At 39.7% G+C, this 19,004-nt stretch carries 22 protein-coding genes; 5 read left to right on the forward strand and 17 right to left on the reverse strand.

The genetic code is table 11. The annotated features are described in order from the left end of the window. Positions 1–1,272: an MATE family efflux transporter gene (locus tag AAEZ18_RS06260; protein ID WP_089368991.1), complete on the reverse strand. Its 1,272-nt coding sequence runs from the start codon at positions 1,270–1,272 to the stop codon at positions 1–3. A 42-nt stretch (positions 1,273–1,314) separates the two neighbouring features. Here AAEZ18_RS06260 and AAEZ18_RS06265 point away from each other — a divergent pair, with 42 nt between their 5' ends. Continuing rightward, positions 1,315–2,340, forward strand: coding sequence for a polysaccharide deacetylase family protein (locus tag AAEZ18_RS06265; RefSeq protein ID WP_011329491.1), 1,026 nt, complete (start codon positions 1,315–1,317; stop codon positions 2,338–2,340). Positions 2,341–2,400: 60 nt separating this feature from the next. Here AAEZ18_RS06265 and AAEZ18_RS06270 read toward each other — a convergent pair whose 3' ends face one another. From AAEZ18_RS06270 to AAEZ18_RS06290, 5 genes are read right to left on the reverse strand one after another with little or no spacing between them, the layout of a single operon-like run. Continuing rightward, positions 2,401–3,018 (reverse strand): SCO family protein, encoded by a 618-nt coding sequence (locus tag AAEZ18_RS06270; RefSeq protein WP_089368858.1) that lies wholly within the window; start codon positions 3,016–3,018, stop codon positions 2,401–2,403. Next, positions 3,015–3,944 carry a heme o synthase gene (gene cyoE, locus AAEZ18_RS06275; RefSeq protein WP_011329493.1) on the reverse strand — a complete coding sequence of 310 codons (930 nt, stop codon included), beginning with the start codon at positions 3,942–3,944 and terminating at the stop codon, positions 3,015–3,017. The genes AAEZ18_RS06270 and cyoE overlap by 4 nt, the downstream gene beginning before the upstream one ends. Before the next feature lie 40 nt (positions 3,945–3,984). Further along, positions 3,985–4,974: a COX15/CtaA family protein gene (locus AAEZ18_RS06280; protein WP_089368859.1), complete on the reverse strand. Its 990-nt coding sequence runs from the start codon at positions 4,972–4,974 to the stop codon at positions 3,985–3,987. A gap of 13 nt (positions 4,975–4,987) precedes the next feature. Continuing rightward, the gene (locus AAEZ18_RS06285; RefSeq protein ID WP_086997112.1) at positions 4,988–5,482 is read right to left on the reverse strand and encodes a transmembrane cytochrome oxidase associated protein; all 495 of its coding nucleotides are present in this window, start codon (positions 5,480–5,482) and stop codon (positions 4,988–4,990) included. Continuing rightward, a complete protein-coding gene (locus tag AAEZ18_RS06290) occupies positions 5,472–6,212 on the reverse strand; it encodes an SURF1 family protein (protein WP_089368860.1) in 741 nt (246 codons plus the stop codon). Before AAEZ18_RS06290 ends, AAEZ18_RS06285 begins: the two co-directional genes overlap by 11 nt. A gap of 17 nt (positions 6,213–6,229) precedes the next feature. On the opposite strand from AAEZ18_RS06290, the gene AAEZ18_RS06295 reads away from it, so the two are divergent. After that, the gene (locus AAEZ18_RS06295) at positions 6,230–6,460 is read left to right on the forward strand and encodes a DUF2909 family protein (protein WP_050754475.1); all 231 of its coding nucleotides are present in this window, start codon (positions 6,230–6,232) and stop codon (positions 6,458–6,460) included. Here the strand turns inward: AAEZ18_RS06295 and AAEZ18_RS06300 are convergent. The 5 genes from AAEZ18_RS06300 to lexA form a co-directional block, all read right to left on the reverse strand. Continuing rightward, positions 6,438–7,313, reverse strand: a complete 876-nt coding sequence (locus AAEZ18_RS06300; RefSeq protein ID WP_011329497.1) for a cytochrome c oxidase subunit 3 — start codon at positions 7,311–7,313, stop codon at positions 6,438–6,440. The two genes, AAEZ18_RS06295 and AAEZ18_RS06300, sit on opposite strands and share 23 nt — an antisense overlap. A gap of 30 nt (positions 7,314–7,343) precedes the next feature. After that, positions 7,344–7,874, reverse strand: coding sequence for a cytochrome c oxidase assembly protein (locus tag AAEZ18_RS06305; protein ID WP_086997121.1), 531 nt, complete (start codon positions 7,872–7,874; stop codon positions 7,344–7,346). After that, positions 7,874–9,466: a cytochrome c oxidase subunit I gene (gene ctaD / locus AAEZ18_RS06310; RefSeq protein WP_011329499.1), complete on the reverse strand. Its 1,593-nt coding sequence runs from the start codon at positions 9,464–9,466 to the stop codon at positions 7,874–7,876. Before ctaD ends, AAEZ18_RS06305 begins: the two co-directional genes overlap by 1 nt. Further along, positions 9,466–10,608: a cytochrome c oxidase subunit II gene (gene coxB / locus AAEZ18_RS06315; RefSeq protein WP_011329500.1), complete on the reverse strand. Its 1,143-nt coding sequence runs from the start codon at positions 10,606–10,608 to the stop codon at positions 9,466–9,468. Before coxB ends, ctaD begins: the two co-directional genes overlap by 1 nt. A 473-nt stretch (positions 10,609–11,081) precedes the next feature. Next, entirely contained in the window at positions 11,082–11,699 is a 618-nt protein-coding gene (lexA, locus tag AAEZ18_RS06320) for a transcriptional repressor LexA (protein WP_041454613.1), read from the reverse strand. Between the two features lie 279 nt (positions 11,700–11,978). Here lexA and AAEZ18_RS06325 point away from each other — a divergent pair, with 279 nt between their 5' ends. After that, positions 11,979–12,431, forward strand: a complete 453-nt coding sequence (locus AAEZ18_RS06325; protein WP_011329502.1) for an SRPBCC family protein — start codon at positions 11,979–11,981, stop codon at positions 12,429–12,431. Positions 12,432–12,529: 98 nt separating this feature from the next. Continuing rightward, on the forward strand, positions 12,530–12,973 hold the full coding sequence (locus AAEZ18_RS06330) for a PaaI family thioesterase (RefSeq protein WP_011329503.1): 444 nt from the start codon (positions 12,530–12,532) through the stop codon (positions 12,971–12,973). Between the two features lie 2 nt (positions 12,974–12,975). On the opposite strand, the gene AAEZ18_RS06335 is transcribed toward AAEZ18_RS06330, so the two are convergent. The 3 genes from AAEZ18_RS06335 to AAEZ18_RS06345 form a co-directional block, all read right to left on the reverse strand. After that, positions 12,976–13,356 (reverse strand): hypothetical protein, encoded by a 381-nt coding sequence (locus tag AAEZ18_RS06335; protein ID WP_011329504.1) that lies wholly within the window; start codon positions 13,354–13,356, stop codon positions 12,976–12,978. Between the two features lie 252 nt (positions 13,357–13,608). Beyond that, positions 13,609–13,929, reverse strand: coding sequence for a chaperone modulator CbpM (locus tag AAEZ18_RS06340; RefSeq protein WP_011329505.1), 321 nt, complete (start codon positions 13,927–13,929; stop codon positions 13,609–13,611). After that, positions 13,929–14,894: a DnaJ C-terminal domain-containing protein gene (locus AAEZ18_RS06345; protein WP_089368862.1), complete on the reverse strand. Its 966-nt coding sequence runs from the start codon at positions 14,892–14,894 to the stop codon at positions 13,929–13,931. Before AAEZ18_RS06345 ends, AAEZ18_RS06340 begins: the two co-directional genes overlap by 1 nt. 262 nt (positions 14,895–15,156) lie before the next feature. Here AAEZ18_RS06345 and AAEZ18_RS06350 point away from each other — a divergent pair, with 262 nt between their 5' ends. Continuing rightward, positions 15,157–15,810, forward strand: coding sequence for an endonuclease (locus AAEZ18_RS06350; protein WP_011329507.1), 654 nt, complete (start codon positions 15,157–15,159; stop codon positions 15,808–15,810). 305 nt (positions 15,811–16,115) lie between these two features. On the opposite strand, the gene hmpA is transcribed toward AAEZ18_RS06350, so the two are convergent. From hmpA to AAEZ18_RS06365, 3 genes are read right to left on the reverse strand one after another with little or no spacing between them, the layout of a single operon-like run. Further along, entirely contained in the window at positions 16,116–17,297 is a 1,182-nt protein-coding gene (hmpA, locus tag AAEZ18_RS06355; protein ID WP_089368863.1) for an NO-inducible flavohemoprotein, read from the reverse strand. A gap of 50 nt (positions 17,298–17,347) precedes the next feature. Next, positions 17,348–18,580, reverse strand: coding sequence for an NnrS family protein (locus AAEZ18_RS06360; protein WP_089368864.1), 1,233 nt, complete (start codon positions 18,578–18,580; stop codon positions 17,348–17,350). After that, complete coding sequence (locus tag AAEZ18_RS06365) at positions 18,580–18,849, reverse strand: hypothetical protein (protein WP_089368865.1); 270 nt, start codon at positions 18,847–18,849, stop codon at positions 18,580–18,582. The genes AAEZ18_RS06360 and AAEZ18_RS06365 overlap by 1 nt, the downstream gene beginning before the upstream one ends. Between the last annotated feature and the right edge of the window lie 155 nt (positions 18,850–19,004).

Here is a 19,004-nt window from a genome sequence, read left to right on the forward strand (position 1 = left end):
TTAATCTAATAACTGATTATTTGCCTTTAACTTTTGGTATTTCACTATTAATGTTACTCCTCGCATTAGCATAAAGCAGCTCATTGCTAACCATAAACCATTATTCTCCCACTGATGAAACACTGCAAATACACCAAAAAAACCAACACTTGCTGAGAGCAACATACTATTTCGCATTGCCTTTGCCCGGGTAAGTCCAACAAATACACCATCAAATAAAAAGCAACTCATTGCCAATAATGGCAAGGCTATAATCCAAGGCAAGTACAGCGTAGCCGTGGTGATCACTTCCGGCACATTAGTTAATAGCGTAATAATATAGCGGCCAAATATAGCAAAAAACAAACTGTATGCTAAGGCAAATAGCGCGCCCCAAAACACACTTATTCTTACCCAAAGCTCAATATTTTTTACACTTTGTTGACCTTTAGCATGCCCTACTTTTGCCTCACTGGCATAAGCAATACCGTCGAGTGCAAAGCTTACCAACATTAAAAAGTTAAGTAATACTGCATTTGCTGCTAGCGTGGTTTCGCCAATTCGTGCGCCGTAAAAGGTCATAAAGCTAAAGCAGAGCTGTAAAATAAATGAGCGAATAAAAATATCACGGTTTAAGCTTAGTAGGTTTGTCATTTTTGTAATGCTAAACCAACCTGGTACGCTTAGTTTTATGCCGCGTTTTTTAGCTAATTTAATAACTAACACCACGGCAAAAACTAACGCGGTGTAATCGGCAATAAGTGACGCCCATGCAGCGCCTGCTACTGCCCAATCTAGGTATACAACAAAATATATGTCGAGCACTATATTGGTAATATTAGTCACTAATAATAAATAAAACGGCCCACGGCCATAATGCATACCTAGCATCCAACCTAATAGTACTAAATTACATAAGGCCGCAGGCGCACTAAAAATACGAATACTAAAATACTGATACGCTTGCGTAAGCACGTCGCTATTGGCCGCCGATAAAAATGCAATGGCGTGTTTTATTAAAGGCGATAAGGCGATAAGCAATACGGCAACAAAGCAAGAAAGCACTAAGCTGCGTTTTAATAACGCCGCCAATTGGGTTAAATCGTTTTGCCCATAAGCTTGTGCCACTAACCCTGTGGTGCTCATTCTTAAAAAGCCTGCGAGCCAAAATAATATTGATATAACCGCAGATCCCAGCGCAATACCGGCTAAATAATGAGCGCTCCCTAAGTGGCCAATTACTGCAGTATCAACAATTCCTAACAGTGGGACGGTAATATTTGATAATATCATCGGACCCGCTAACAACAACAAGCTTTTATGGTGTGCTTTATTATGTATAAGAAATTGTTTCATTTAGTATTATTTATCCTTATTAGTATTTCACTGCGCGCTCAAGCAGCCGTTATTTTACAGTATCATCACGTTAGTGAAACCCTTCCGGCGGTAACCAGTGTTAGCGCGAGCACTTTTACTGAGCACTTAAGTTATTTAAAAGAGCATAACTTTAATGTTATTCCTTTAGATGAGCTGATAACTGCGTTGCAGCAAAAACACACTTTACCAGATAAAACCGTCGCTATTACTTTCGATGATGGTTACAACAATAATTACGAGCAAGCAGCGCCAATTTTAGAAAAGTTTGGCTATCCGTACACAATTTTTGTCAATCCTAAGCTAATAGACGAAGGTAAAGGCTATGTAATGGGCTGGGATAAACTCCAAGAGCTAGCAAAAAAAGGCGCACTTATTGCCAATCATAGTGGCCAACACGATTACTTACACCATATGCTTGCAAACGAAAGCGATGCACAATGGCAAGCCCGCATTAAACAAGACATCCTACATTCACAGCAGCGTATAAAAACAGAAATTGGCCATGATTATAAATATTTAGCTTATCCGTATGGCGAGTTTAACAATAAGTTACAAGCCCTAGTAACCGAGCTTGGTTTTATTGGTATAGGTCAGCATTCTGGCGCTGTAAATAAAGATTCTAACTTTAGTCGCTTACCGCGTTTTCCGGCTTCGGGCTTTTATAGTAAATTAGATACGCTGATCACTAAATTGAATTCTCGCGCATTTAATATAACCGCGCTCACTTATGAAGACAGTGTAACGGCGCAAAACCCACCCAAACTCACTATTGAGTTTACTATGGGGGATTTTCATAAAAGTCAGTTTGCTTGTTATGTATCGAGTGTTGGCCAGGCTAATTTAACCTGGATAAATAAAAACACAGTAGAAGTCACCTCACCTAAAGCGCTCAATAAAGGTCGTTCGCGCTTTAATTGTACCGCCCCTGCAATTAACAATGCTGGTAGCTATTTTTGGTTTTCGCAGCCTTGGGTTATTGAATAGTTTTAATTACAGTAGTAAAAAAGGAGCCTAGGGCTCCTTTTTAATTTACTGTTTAAATAACTAGTTTTTATAATAATCAGCTATTTTTTTAAATTCTTGAGTTAACTCTTTGGAGTTTATTAACGGCACGCTACCTTGTTTAAATTCAGGTTTAAATATTGCTCTTACCGCCCCATTGCCATCGACCATAGCCACTGAAGCACTATGATCAACTGCATACTCTGACTCGCTACTATCACTAATAGCGTAAATTAAGCCTAACCCTCTCACCATAGGAAAAAGGTGTTTGTGCTCCCCCGAAACCGCTAAAAAATCGGGATTAAAGTAATCAATATAGTCTTTGCGTTTTGCTGGGGTATCTCGTTTGGGATCTACCGATACAAACCAAATTTGCACTGGGTAATCACTACGTAAATTTTTATACACCGCATTTAGTTTAGCCAGTGTTAACGGGCAAATATCGGGGCAGCTGGTGTAGCCTAAAAACACTAAATTCCATTGCCCTAAAAATTGCTGCTTAGTAACCAATTCGCCATGTTGATCATCTAAACTAAAGTCGGCTAAAGGTTTAGCATTCTCGTACACTAAAGCATTAACGTCTGGCGGTGCATTATCATCTGAGCACGCCGATAAAAACAGTGTTAAAACAATAACTAACCCTAGCCATAATTGCTTCATAATAGTAGCCATTTATCTATAAATAATATGATAAAGAGTACCATTAAATGAATAATTGAAAAGCGAAATAAATCCATAGCAGTGTCGTCGTTAGCGGCTAGTTTTAATTTAATCGCTTTATAAATAAAGACTGCATTTAATCCAGATGCGCCGATTAAATAAATTAACCCCGACATTCCTATCAAATAAGGAAATATACACACAATTGCCAGTAACACAGAGTAAGCAACCACACAGGTTTTAGAAAAATCGATACCATGCGTAACCGGTAACATAGGAATTTTAGCCCGTGCGTAATCGCTCTTACGAGCTATAGCTAAGGCCCAAAAGTGTGGAGGGGTCCACGTAAAAATAATCATCACTAGTAGCCAAGGTGCAGCTGCCATTTGCCCTGTTTCAGACACCCAACCCAATAAGGGTGGCATAGCGCCAGCAAGGCCACCAATAACAATATTTTGTGGTGTAGCGCGCTTTAAAAAAGAGGTGTATACAAAGGCATAACCCACCAGCGCAAATAAGGTTAATATGGCGGTAAGGGTATTTGCCCATAGCATTAGCATAATAAAACCTGCCACACCTATTATTGCTGCAAAACTCAGTGCATGTGCCTTACTTAAGCGGCCTTTAGCTACAGGGCGATGACGAGTACGCGCCATTTTGCTGTCTATTTCGCTATCAACAACATGGTTAATTACCGCTGCTGCTGCTGAAAGCAATCCTATGCCAAGTAAGCTTATAAACTGTACACCCATGCCTCTGCCTACATCGGGTGCTAGCGCCAAACCAACCCACGCGGTCAGTACCAACATAGCGACTACTTTAAATTTACTAATGGCTAAATAATCCTGTAGTAAATTATAACTACGTGTAATTAGCGGTAGTGTATTTATAGGTTGTATTGCTTTTTTATCTATTGTAAGTGCCATAACAACGCTCCTTTCTATTTGTAATTTTAGGTTCGTGCTTTTAAGTTCGTGCTTTGAGGTAATAGCATAATCTAATTAAAGTTAATAACAGTATGGCAGCCATTAAGTTATGTGCCAGTGCCATACTTAACGGAATATGCCAATGCACCACTGCGAGGCCTAAAGCAATTTGGCAAAATAAGACAACTAACACGCTAACGGCGCAGCTTTTTATTTTTTGCGAGTAGGCACGGCTGTATATTCGCCACATAATTAATGCCAATACTATGCAAGTAACTAATGCCCAAATACGGTGTAATAAATGAATCGACATACGTGCTTGCTGCGACAGGACGCCAAACTCGTAGTTACCATGCTCAAGCGGGAGCTGAAACACACTACTAAGCGAAAATGGCTGGGCATTACTACATAAAGGCAAGCCATTACAATGCGGAGCAGCGTAATTTGCAGCCAACCAACCTCCTAATGCTATTTGTATAATTAGTACGCTAAGCGCCACTAGGCTTAAACCAAAGTAGCGTCTTGCACCTGCATCTCCCCCCATTATTGGCTTGGCGTTTAATCGTAAATATAATAAAGTGAGCAGCGCTAAAATACTAAAGCCACCAAGTAAGTGGCCCATCACTATTAACGGCTGTAAATTCATCGTAACCGTCCACATACCTAATGCAGCCTGAAATATCACTAACAATAACAGTAGTAATGGTAATTTAACTGGCGTTGTTGGCGATTGACGTTTTAAAAAAGCATATACAAATAAGGCTAATATGAGCAAGCCTAGCGTACCGGCAAAGTAGCGATGAATCATTTCTTTCCATGCTTTAGCGGTTTCAAACATCATATCGGGATAACTTTGTGCTGCTTGCGCTATATCGGCTTCATGTTTGGGTACAGTTAAAAAACCATAACATCCTGGCCAATCTGGGCAACCCAACCCGGCATCACTTAAGCGAGTATAAGCACCCAACGCCACTACTATCAAAGCCAATAAGCCCGTTATTAATACCCAGTTTTTATAATTTTTATACATGGCATCTTCCTACTTAGCTCGAACGAGAATAACTCAGTAATTTTTTTAGATCTTTTAATAGTCCTTTTTGTACTAATCTATTTTCCTGTGGCTGTGTTTTAAATGGATACTCAAGCACTACAAGCCCCATATGGTCGATTAAATACAAACTAGCCGGTTGTAAGTTTGGTTGCGCATCTATACTTTTCCACGGGGAGTTGGCAGCTTTTACTTCGCCTATCACGGCGACATCTACTTTATTCTGGTTTTTGCCTAGCGCTATGTATAAATTATTTAGTGCGGCTAATTGCTCACTACAAGGCGTAGTACATCCATTGGAGTAATTTAGGGCAATAGTCCATTGCTTATGATTGTTTTGCGGCCAATTTTCATATTTAACCTGTTGCTGTAAAAACTCACCATTGTTAGTAATGGCGGTAGGTAACCAATCTAATTTAAGCGCGCTGTACGCTAAAATTAGCGGAATAGCGCAGCAAATGACAAACAGTAAAAGGGGGTTATTTTTCATTATGTGTCCTTTTTTTACTTGCAAAAATAGCCACTAAAACGCACGCCAGCGCAATTAAAAACCATTGCACCGCATAAGCGTGGTGTTTTTGTGGGCTCATAACAACCGCGGTATAGTGAGGTATACCTATTGCATCGCCGCTACCTTGGCGATACGCCATAAAATTAACTAATAATTGCTGGCTTTGTTCGCTCAACTTATTTAATTCAATTGTTTGCACTCGCTTTGGTAAATCAATGTTATTGGTTTTACTCTCGAGGCTAAAAGCAGTGAGGTTATTTTCTTTTATTTGAGCAGTAAGCGTAAAAGCGTGTTTAGGTAGGGTTACTTTAGGTAATGTATCGCGCGATAGGGGAGCTTTTATCCAGCCTAAATTAACCAAAATGGCATGTGTTTCGTTATTTGGCTTTAACAGTGCCAGTAAGTCATAACCCACCTGCCCGTTATAAACTTGGTTGTCTAAAAGCCAATATTCATCGTTAATAAAATGCCCTGTTAACTCAACTAACAATCCTGTTTTATTCCAGTTACTAGGTAGTTTAAGCATTTGCTGCCAGCTCATTACACCGCGCGTTTGCAGCGTTGCAATAGAAGCTAACTGCTGTTGTTTGTGTGTCGCACGTTCTAACTGCCAAAAACCTAAACGCACACACACCAAAACTACAATCACCACCATACAAATGGTGATTATTGAGCTAAACTTTTGTTCACGCCATCTAATTAACTGCATAAAGGGTCAACCTAGTGATGATTAAAATTTTTATTGTATTGTTGTTATTATTTATACTTTTTAACTTGTTTCGCGCTTTATTTATTATGGTCTCTGGAAAAACCCAAGGACGACCTATGTCTCACTTTTTAGGTCGTCGCGTATTATTTTCTGTGGTGGTATTAATAGTTGTTATTGCCGCACTAAAACTTGGCTTTATTAGCGGCAATAACGCCCCTTTAATAACTACAGCACATACACAAATATAAATAAGCATAACCAAACTACATCAACAAAATGCCAGTACCAAGCCGCCGCTTGAAAAGCAAAGTGCTTATCTTTAGTAAAGTGTCCTTTTAAAATTCGTAAAAATACTACCAATAAAATAATAGTTCCTAAGGTCACATGCATGCCATGAAAACCCGTAAGTAAAAAGAACGTGCTGCCATAAATACCGGCATCTAATGTTAAGTTTAAATCGTTATACGCATGAATATATTCTTCTACTTGTAGGCCTAAAAAAACTGCACCCAATAAAATAGTCAGTCCTAAAAACACTTTTAACTGGCCGCGTTTATCACTTTCTATTGCCACATGGGCAAAATGCAAAGTAACTGATGAGGTCAATAAAATTAAGGTGTTAATCAGCGGTAGACCTTGCCATCCCATAGCTTGGGTAGTGTCGCCCCCTGGCGTGGTAATTAATGGCCACACAGCTTCAAATGTAGGCCAAAGCACTTCGTTAGTCATGGCATTGTTATCGGCACCACCAAGCCAAGGCACAGAAAGCATACGGGCGTAAAAAAGTGCGCCAAAAAATGCCATAAAAAACATTACTTCAGAAAAAATAAACCAACTCATTCCTTGTCGAAAAGAGCGGTCCATTTGCGCTGAATATAAGCCTTTCCCGGCCTCATCAATCACGTTTTTAAACCAGCTAAACAACATATACAGCAGTACTGCTATACCTGCGTACAAAATATAAATGCCACTGTCACCTTCTTTACCGGCACTCATTACGGTTAGAGCTGCACCTACTGCAATAAAAAATAATGCTACTGCGCCAACAATCGGCCATGGGCTTTGATCTGGTACATAATAATGCTCATATTCTTGCTTCATTTTATTTGCTCCTGGTTGTCACTAGTTAGGCTAGTTGTTATTGGCTGCTAGCCGCTCACTAATATCAAATACCGTATAAGATAAAGTTAACTCTTCAATGTCACTTGGTAGTGCGGTATCAACATAAAAAAGCAACGTAAACTCTAGTTCTTCACCTGCTTTTAATGGCTGTTGATCAAAACAAAAACACGCTATTTTATGTAAGTATTTTGCTGCTCTACCGGGTGATACCGAAGGCACTGCCTGCATTACTTTATCTTGGTCACTATTATTTTTGGCGCTAAACATTACCTCACGCATAGCACCGGGCTTTACCGCAACACTGTACTCTTTAGACTTCACAGCAAAGGGTGCACCGCTTTGTGCATGCGTGGTAAAGCTCACACTTATTTCGCGATTTTGTATTACTTGCGTGCTTTGCTTTGCTTGCTCTAATGATGGCTTACCGTTAATGCCGGTAATATCACAAAACACGTCATACAAAGGCACTAACGCAAATGCAAATGCGAACATGGCTAAGCAAATAACAACTAAGCGCTTAAGTAGCGGTGCGTGTATCATTATTTAATTTCCGGTGGTGTTGAAAATGTATGGTACGGAGCAGGTGAATCTACCTCCCACTCCAGTCCTTCTGCGCCTTCCCACACTTTTGCAGGAACCTTGTCGCCGCCGCGTGCGCATTTAATCACTACAGCTACAAACAACAACTGCGATAATCCAAAGGCAAAGCCGCCAATACTAATAATGGCGTTAAAGTCAGCAAACTGTAGCGCATAGTCGGGTATACGGCGTGGCATGCCTGCAAGCCCTACAAAGTGCATAGGAAAAAACAATACATTTACGCTTACCAGCGATAACCAAAAATGCCATTTAGCCAGCGCTATGTTATACATATTGCCAGTCCATTTAGGCAGCCAATAATACGCGCCTGCCATAATAGAAAACACCGCTCCCGTTACCAGTACATAATGAAAATGTGCCACTACAAAGTAGGTATCATGGTACTGAAAATCAGCCGGTGTAATGGCCAGCATCAATCCCGAAAAACCACCTAAGGTAAACAACACAATAAAAGCAATACTAAACAGCATGGGGACTTCAAACGTAATTGAACCGCGCCACATAGTGGCTACCCAATTAAATATTTTTACTCCAGTGGGCACCGATATCAGCATAGTCGCGTACATAAAAAATAGCTCGCCAGCCACCGGCATACCGGTAGTAAACATATGATGCGCCCACACTGTAAAACTCAACAACGCAATTGACGCCGTGGCATATACCATGGAGGAATAACCAAAAAGTTTTTTACGCGAAAAGGTAGGAACTATAGTAGAAATAATGCCAAAAGCCGGCAAAATCATTATGTATACTTCGGGGTGGCCAAAAAACCAAAATATGTGCTGAAACATCACCGGATCACCGCCACCAGCTGCATCAAAAAAGCTGGTTGCAAAGTATTTATCGGTGAGCACCATGGTCACTGCACCTGCGAGTACCGGCATAACCGCAATTAATAAAAATGCCGTTATCAGCCAAGTCCATACAAACATAGGGACCTTCATCCAAGTCATGCCTGGGGCACGCAAGTTAACTATGGTTACAATTACATTAATTGCCCCCATAATGGAGCTAATACCCATAATATGCACAGCAAATACAAACATGGCGGTATTGTCATTACTGTAGGTTGTGGACAGCGGCGCATAAAAAGTCCAACCAAACGCAGGACCGCCACCGGGCATTAATAGCGATGATAATAAAATTAAAAACGCGAATGGTAAAATCCAAAAACTCCAGTTATTCATTCGGGGTAAGGCCATATCAGGCGCGCCAATCATTAATGGCACCATCCAGTTAGCTAAGCCAGTAAAGGCCGGCATAACGGCACCAAATACCATAATCAACCCATGAACCGTGGTCATTTGATTAAAAAAGTGAGGATCGACTAATTGCAATCCTGGCTGAAATAACTCAGCGCGGATCACCATAGCCATAGCACCACCAATAAAAAACATAGTTAGCGAAAAAATTAAGTACAAGCTACCTATATCTTTATGATTTGTGGTATATAACCAGCGCTTAAAGCCTTTAGCAGGATGATGAGCGTGGTGAGCTTCATTAATGTCAGGTTGTTCTACTATGCTACTCATTAGTTCGCCTCCCCATCGGCATCAAGTGCTGCCTGTATTTCACTTGGTTGAATTACATCACCGGTATCATTACCCCATGCATTACGCTTATAAGTAATTACCGCTGCTAATTGCTTTATAGAGAGCTGTTTAGCAAAGGCTTGCATGGCTGTGCCGGGGCTTCCGTGAATAACAATATCAATGTGGTCTTTTATATCGCCAAGCACTATCGGGCTGCCTTTAAGTGCAGGAAAAACGCCTGGCAAACCTAACCCTGTGGGCTGATGACATGCAGCACAATTGGCCATATACACTTGCTCACCCAAAGTCATTAATTCTTCTTTAGGGAGTGTTTGGTCAAGTAATGCAGCATCTGCTGCTGCTGCTTTTTGCTTTGCTTGTTTAGCATCTGCTAGCCAAACTTTAAAATCGGCCTCTGACTTAGCCTCTACTACCACTGGCATAAAGCCATGATCTTTACCGCATAGCTCAGCACACTGACCGCGATAAATACCGACTTCGTTTATGTTGGTCCACGTTTCGTTAATAAACCCCGGGTTTGCATCTTTTTTAATAGCAAAATCGGGCACCCACCAAGAATGAATAACATCGTCGGAGGTCATTAAAAAGCGTACTTTTTTATTGATCGGTAATACCAGAGGCTTATCTACCTCAAGTAAATAGTTGGGGTTTTTATCGGCTAGGTTAGCAATTTCATTTTGCGGTGTGGCAAGTATTGAGTAAAACTCAACATCTTCCCCCATATATTCGTAATGCCATTTCCATTGTGAACCAGTTACTTTAATAGTGATATCCGCTTTACTGGCATCTTCCATCGCTATTAATGTTTTAGTTGCGGGGACTGCCATTGCTATTAAAATAACAAATGGAATTGCTGTCCAGAGTATTTCTACTTTGGTACTTTCGTGAAATTGAGCAGCAACTGCTCCTTTAGATTTACGATGATGAATAAGTGCCCAAAACATAACGGCAAATACAATCACGCCTATTACACAGCATATTAAAAATATGGTCATGTGTAGTTGATAAACATTATTACTTATATCGGTTACGCCTTTGCGCATATTATATTGGCTATTTGCCAATGCTAACTGCGGAAAAACAAACAATATAAGCCACAAGGTAGAGCTCAATTTACCCATGTGACAGCTCCTTTAATACTGTTGCGAGTGCAAAACAAAAAGACATAAGCTTTAAATGCCAATTTGTTATTTTTTATTTTTGTATTGCTGCCGGATATATAAATATATTTTCTCAAAACTAAAGCTGTGAGTTATTGTTAGTCCAGCCCATTAACAATTAGTTAATAATTGAACAACTAGCAAGTTTTAGTTTGAAAAATAATCAAATAATATTAGGGGATTAGCGTAAATATGGGATTTATTTAATTTTGTTCTAAGCAGGAAGTGAGCAACAGCAAGGGTTACAAATAAAAAGACAGCGATAACGAGTATTAAATACTTAAATGATAAAAAACATAAACTTAATATAATTTTTTCATTGCAGCGGAATTTTCACAAAAAAAAGGCAAAAAAAAGCGCAAAAAAAAGTGCGCATTAATTATCTGAGCTATTAAATTATGCCGATATTTTACATAGCTATAACAGCTTAATTGTCACATCCAGTCAGCATTACGAATAACCCCAACAGCTAAGCCTTCAATATTAAAAGATTCGTTTTCAAGATCCACTTCTATCGACGAAAATTCTTTATTTTCAGCATGCAATAATACTTTTTTGCCTGCTTTTTCTAAGCGTTTTACCGTTACATCGTCATCAACGCGGGCAACAATAACTTGGCCATTTTCGGCAACTTGAGTGCGATGAACAGCCAGTAAATCACCATCCATAATACCAATATCTCGCATGCTCATACCATTTACACGCAATAAAAAATCGGCAGCGGGTTTAAACATTAACGGGTCAATTTTACAATGGCTCTCAACATGTTGTTGCGCCAAAATAGGTTCGCCGGCAGCTACACGGCCTATTAACGGTAAACCAAGTTGTTCTGGTTCATCTTCTTCAATAAGTTGAATACCACGGCTAGCGCCTGGTTTCATTTTAATAGCGCCTTTTTTAGCCAGCGCTTTTAAATGCTCTTCTGCTGCATTAGCACTTTTAAAGCCTAATGTTTGTGCAATTTCTGCGCGTGTAGGAGGCATACCAGTGTCTTTAATAAACACTTTAATAAGTTCGAGTATTTGCGCTTGGCGGTTAGTTAATGGTCGCATACAACTGGTTTTCCATACAGTACATTTAACTGTGAGTATATACAGTTATCTGAAAATCGCAAATTTAAATTACTCCTCGCCTTTGCTGCCAAAGGTGGCATTGGTCTAAGCTTAAAATTACCAAGTAAATTACAGATAAAATTACGCAGATCACGATAGTGTTAGTTTTACGTTACATTAATTACATAACTACTAAGTTGTTGCTGTTATTAAAAATTAGTTAACTATCGTTTTTGTAATGGGCCTTAACTTCATCAATGTGAATTAACGGAGAGTGTTATGAATATCACTGTAGCGGTAATAATTAACGGTCCTAAACGTAAAGTATGGGCGGCAATAACTGACATCGAAAACAGTGCCAATATGCTGTCTGGCATTATTGATGTAAAAATAATCGAGAAGCCACCACAAGGGCTAGTGGGCCTAAAATGGTTAGAAACACGAAAAATTTTTGGCAAAGCAGCCTCAGAAACCATGTGGATCACCGAAGCTGTTACTAATGAATACTATTGCACTCGCGCAGAAAATGGCGGGGCAGTTTATACCACTAAGCTGTCACTTACCGCCGCCGAACCTAGCACCTGTTTAACCATGACTTTTTCTGATAGCTCTGAGTCTATTTGGGTAAAAATGATCTCTGCAGTGATAGGGTTTTTTCTTAAAAGTTCGATGCGTAAAATGCTAAAAAAAGATCTCGATGAAATTAAGCACTATGTAGAAAGCAAAAAGTAGCACTGTATTACCATGCAGTAGCTGCACTAATTTGGCTATCATATCGCCATGAAAAATCGTATTATCGGTTATCGTTTTCAACCTTTAAAGGAGTAACAATGAGTATTTGGCATCAACCTATTACTTTAGCGTTTTGTAAGCAGTTAGACCAAGGCATAAATGGCCAAGGTACACTGATGAAAACCATGGGGATTGAAATAACTGAAATTGGTGATGATTACTTAGTTGCCACTATGCCAGCAATTCCTGCGCACCATAACCCTATAGGCATGGTGCATGGCGGAGCAAACGTGGTTTTAGCCGAAAGTGTTGCCAGCTACGCGGCTAATTTTGTGGTCGACTTCACTAAATTTTATTGTGTAGGGCAAGAGATCAGTGCCAGCCATTTAAAAGCCTCGCGTAATGGCACCTTAACCGCCACCGCAAAAGCGTTTCATATTGGCAAACGTAGCTCAGTATGGGAAATAAAAATAACGAATAGTCGCGGCGAGCTTTGCTGCGTATCAAAAATGACCGCAGCTGTTGTAGAGCGCAAAGGCTAACGCTATTTTTCTAGCGGGTAAATAGTAATTTCCATGCCTGCACCAATTGCCGATATACGTAATAATGTATCGGCGTGCAGCGCTTGGTTAAAACACTTTGGCGAAGTGCCCGATTCAAAACCAATATCAAAGGTACGGCGCGAACAACTCAACCATTGCTTAAGTGCAGCCCGCGAGCATGACTCTACTAACTCACATAAGTGGTTAATTGCTTTATCCGGTGAAGATATTTCGCCTGTTACTTCTATACGCGCTAACTGACGGTATTCGTCTTTATCATAATGTAAAATAGTGGCGATTTTTTTTAGGTCAGCTACAAGCACGCTAATATCTTGCTTTGACTCAAGCTCTAGGTCTACATTTAAAAATTGAATTTCCGACATTGTCTGCTGTTTATCCTCTAATTAGTTCGCTGTAAACTTTAACGCAGTTTTACGCTTATACCAAATCAACTCTGCAATATTCACCTTTTTTATCTGAATAGTCGGCTATTTTTACGCATTTATTGACGCTTTACTTACTCTTATTTCACGAATAAAAAATATTTAAGCACCAAAAGCTCACTATTATAAAAGTGCTGAGCTAGCTCCATAAAAATAGCTAGCTACTCGCATTTAAAATTTAACCACTATTTTTTATTCTAAATGTTTAAATCGACTTAAGTGCTGCTTTAACATTTGGTTTTCAGCAATCAACTCATCCCGTTCATCCAATAATTGTAAAACCAAAGCAATAGCAGACCAATCTAACGATAAGTCATGCTGAATACGCGCAGCCTTTTTAACTAAGATCACTGTTGATACCGTAAATTGCCATTCTGTAACGCGCTCGCCCTCAATAGGAATAGCAATGCTGTGCTCAACCAATTCATATAATATGGCTTCGCTAATATCACTACTCACACACAATTCTTGGCTAGTGAGTAAATTGCCTTGTGGTGCCTCGATAATTTTCATTATGACTTGCTCCAATTGCTACGGGGGTCAAAATGGGCTTTTTCGGCCAGCTCTTGCCAAAGCTTTTTGCTAACATCATCACTCAATGCTGGATTAACAATTTTAATCACAGCAAATAAGTCACCTTTGGCTTTTTTACTAATTAACCCTTTACCTTTAATGCGTAAACGTTGACCCGATTGACTATTAGCTGGAATAGTTAGTTGGATTTTTCCGGCTAATGTAGGTAAATTTATTTTAGTGCCCAAAGCAGCTTCCCATGGTGCAAGAGGTACCACTATATTTAGGTCATGCCCCTCAACGTCAAATAATGGATGAGGCACTAAGCGAATTTGCAAATACAAATCGCCATTAGGGCCATTTGCCGAACCTAATCCACCTTGGCCTTTTAAGCGAATGCGTTCGCCATTAACCGAGCCGGCAGGAATTTTAACTTTAAGCGATTTTTTAACTTCAGATACACGGCCACTACTGTCTCGCTGCGGCAGCATAAACTCAATTGGTTTAACGGTATCGACTAACGTTTCTTCAAGAAATACCGGGAATTCAATTTCCACATCTTGTCCTTTTTGCGCACGAGCGCCACCAGTTCTGCCCTGCCCGCCATGGTTAAACCCACCTGCGCCGCCAAACATTGAATTTACAAAATCAGAAAACTCCTGATCGGCTTGGGGATCACCTTGCTGATAATGGTTTTGTGACGAGCCATAGCTACCGCCATAATTTGCTTGCTGCTGAGCACGGTTTTGTTGATTACGACGTAACACATCGTATTTAGCGCGCTCTTCTTTGTTGTGAATAACTTCGTAAGCTTCACCTATCTCTTTAAACTTTTCCTCGGCTTGAGGTTCTTTACTTACATCTGGATGATATTTTCTAGCTAGCTTTTTATAAGCTACTTTAACCGCTTTATCGTCTGCATCGGGCGATACTCCAAGCACGGCATAATAATCTATAAATTTCATTCGCAATCCAAATCACAAACTTATGAGCTTTCATCATACTCTTTAAGTAACAACTTTTGTTTATTTAAACAACAATTTAAAGTAGATAACCTGAGCTCCGGATAATAAAACTAAATATAACTATGATTCAATACGTTAGTAAATCTCTTAACCAGAGCTAAGGTTAAATACTAAAGAACGGTAAATATGGCTTAAGTAAACTTTATCTTTTAGCTTCAAGTCATTAAACTAGCCGCTCCTGTAGTTCACGTATGTGATGGATATGACTCGATTTATTTTAGCCTTGTTGGCTTTTTTTGTATGCTTTTCGCTATCGGCTGAAGAATTCACTCGGTTTTCAACCGCTAAAAGACACCTAATTAAAACCCTCCCTAGTAATGCTAAAAGTATTTACTGTGGCTGCGATATAAAAAAACAGGGTAAAAAACTAGTTCCCGACCCCACTAACTGTGGCTATGTGCCACGCAATACACATACCCGCTCAGGTAACGTAAATGCACGCGCTTTACGCATAGAATGGGAGCATATTGTGCCTGCCTGGGAGTTTGGCCACCAATTACAATGCTGGCAAGATGGCGGGCGTAAAAACTGCCGTAAAGTAAGTGCTAAGTTTAGAAAGATGGAAGCCGATATAAACAACTTAGCTCCTGCTATTGGTGAAATTAACGCAGATCGTTCTAATTATCGATTTGGAATGCTTAGTGAAAGCGCCACCCAATACGGTCGCTGTGAAGTTAAAGTTAACTTTAAACAACGAGTAATAGAGCCTCCTTTTTATGCCCGTAAACAAATAGCCGACGCCTATGCCTATATGCAAAAAACTTACGGCTTAAAAATATCAAATAAACAACAGCAGTTATTTAATGCTTGGCAACAACAAGCGTATGCCGCGCAAACCAATACCAAAAAGCTTTAATTTAAAGGTATTAGGAGCCAGTTTAATATTTAACCTGAACTCTGGTTAAGAGATTTACTAACGTATTGAATCATAGTTATATTTAGCTTTATTTTCTCTAGCCAGAGATTTCCAGTGAAAACAAGGCGAATTTACGCGTCAATAGCTGGCCTATTGCAAGTGAATTCAACGCAGTTAGCGCTGAAAATAGCTGCTTGAGATAGGTTTATTATCCGGAGTTCAGGTTATTTAACGGCACAAAAAAGCGCGCTATTGAAGTAATGCCCAATAGCGCGCTTTTTTAATTGAGTTTTATTCTATAAATATTATAGATCTTGATGCGGGCCAAAAATTTCGTAATGAATGTGTCCGTTATTAACGCCTAATTCTAGCAGTTGTTTTTTCACAAAGGCCATAAAATTAGCGGGTCCACACAAGTAAAAGTCGCCGTTGCTCAGTGGCAATTGCGCTTGTACTGCGTGTAAATCCATAAAACCGGTAAAATCAGCTCCTGCATCGCCTTGATTAAACCAAGTCATGGTTTGTAAGCGCGGGTAAACAGTGCTTAGTTCATTTAAATAATTAGCAAATGAGTGCTGCTGAGCATTTTCGCAAGCATGCAAATACATAATATTTTGATTAGCAGTATCGCTTAATAGCGTCTCTAACATTGCTACCATTGGCGTTTGCCCAACACCCGCTGAAATAAGCACAGCAGGGCTGGTGTTATTTCGTAAAAAGAAATCCCCTGCTGGCGGATATAGCTCTACTATTGCGCCTTGCTCTAGTGAGTGTAAATGGTTAGACACCATGCCAGGGTTTGGTAATAACTCTTTTTTAACGCTAATACGGTAGTTTTTACCATTACTTTTTTGCGAAATAGAATACTGGCGGATCTCTTCATATTCACTAGCCTCTGGCTTAACTTTAATACCTAAATATTGACCCGGTTTATGGGCAATTACTGCCTCGCCATCAACTGGCGTAAGCGTAAAGCTAGTTACCAGCTCTGACTCAGCCTGCTTATTAGTTATTGCAAACTGACGTGTGCCTGCCCAACCGCCTAAGTTATTTTTGCTGTGCTCGTATAAAGCAGCTTCCTCAGTTATACAAATATCAGCAAGTACGCCATACGCTTCACGCCAAGCATATTCAACATCTGGCGTGAACTGCTCAGGAATAAGCTCTTTCAGCGTGCCAATTAAATGTGCACCAACAATTGGGTAGTGCTCCGGCAAAATATTTAAACTAGTATGTTTATGGTTAATACGCCCAAGTGCCGCTTTTAACACCTCTAAATTATCAATGTTTTGTGCATAAGCAGCCAATGCGTTAAATAATGCAAATTGTTGACGGCCGGTATCTTGGTTGCTCATATTAAAAATATTTTTAAGCTCAGGATTATGACTAAATAAACGCTTGTAAAAATGATCAGTAACAACCGTACCTGCCTCTGCTAATAAAGGAACAGTACTTTTAACAATTTCAATAGTTTTATCCGATAACATCTAGGTTTTCCTACGTGTGAATAATACCCAATTAATAAAATAGGTATAGGTTAACCACGACGCCCATCAACACGACGCTGTGTTAAAATAGGTGTGCAGTGAATTAAAAATAATAAAAAGGCAATTAGCCACAGCCCAGCACTTAGCTGCCAAGCTAGGTGTGGCCCAATAACAAAAGGCAGTAAAGAACGAGTAATCCCAGCCACTAACACTAAAGCAAAAGCAACCGCCATATAATGTGGAATAGTCAAAGAGCGCCCGGTATGCCCATGAGATACGCGTGTCATCATGGCTAAAATCATCATCCCTATGGTACTTATGGTAATGAGGTGTAATGCATCTTTAAATAAAATAACACTGCTGTAAAAACTCATGGCTACCAGCATTAAACCTACACCTAGTGCCAAGTACGAAAAATGCAAAGACCATAACAAAGGAACTTTAAGTACGTTTTTATCCCACCAATAAAAACTACGGATTAAATGCAGCACAGCAACAACAGCAAGTGCCCAGCCTGGGTTTAGCTGATTAAAAAATAACTGACTAAGAAAAAACACCGCAATACTAAAAACGCTCATATACAGTAATACTGAGTCAACGTTAGCTGTACGTACCTGCGCTGTTAAACCAAGGCCTTTACTGGTAAAAAATGGCAATACACGCCCTGCTACTATGCCAATTAATAAGGTCATCAGTAATACTGCTGTATCAACAATGGCGAGCGCAAACTGCATGTTTTGTTCAATCAGCATGGCCAAGTAAACAATATTTAACGTACACAGCGCCGCTAATAGCACTAAAAATTGATAGTTATTTTTGCTTTTAGCGGTTAATAACATATTAGCTAATGCTGCAATAACACCTAGCCACCATGCAAGCTGTAACACTAACACCGCATATAAATTAAATTGTGCAAAAGCAGGCAAAGACACAAAAAATGCGCCTCGCGCCCCAAGCCATAGCAGCGTTAATAGCATTAACTTTTTGCCACTAATGCTAGGTACTCCAGTCCAAGTTTGCGCGGCGGTAAGTAAAAAACCCACTGCAACAACACCTGCAAAACCAAATAACATTTCATGGGCATGCCATAATGTAGCGGGGATTGTTAACTGCCAAGTTGCACTACCCGTTAAAATTAATAACCAGTAGCCTATTGAACTAAAAGCCAACAAGCCTGCGGCTAAAAAATAGGGTCTAAATGGCAGCATCCATACTGGCCACTGCGTTATTTGGTAAAAGCGAATATTAGCCGGTACCGGCTGAGATAAATTAATAGGTCGCATTAACGAACTTCCTTCCCCATGCCATGCAGTGCGATACAACGCAGCACATAGCTAATTTTTAAAATAGCAGCAATAACAATAGTGCTAATATGTGCCGAAATTTGCACCGGTATAGAAAAGTAACCGGCAAAAGGGTAGCTAATTAAAATACTGGTTATTAGTAATGCACAACTAGCTGCTAATAATGAGTTTGCCACTAGCAGTAGTTTTTTCAGTAAACAAGCTGTCTCAATTTTGTAGCTTGGATTATGTATAACCAAGGTGTTCATAACGGCCTCAACAACTAATGCACTTAACTACCTATTACACTTATCGTGCCAATAAAATAAACATATATATTTCAATGAACTAACTTATCCACCTTTGCTTTTTATGTCTTTATGACCTACCATAAATCAAACTAAAAAACACATAAGAGTCATTT

Origin of the sequence: Pseudoalteromonas sp. 19-MNA-CIBAN-0066 (genome assembly GCF_040308705.1) — a bacterium.
Lineage (GTDB): Bacteria > Pseudomonadota > Gammaproteobacteria > Enterobacterales > Alteromonadaceae > Pseudoalteromonas > Pseudoalteromonas nigrifaciens.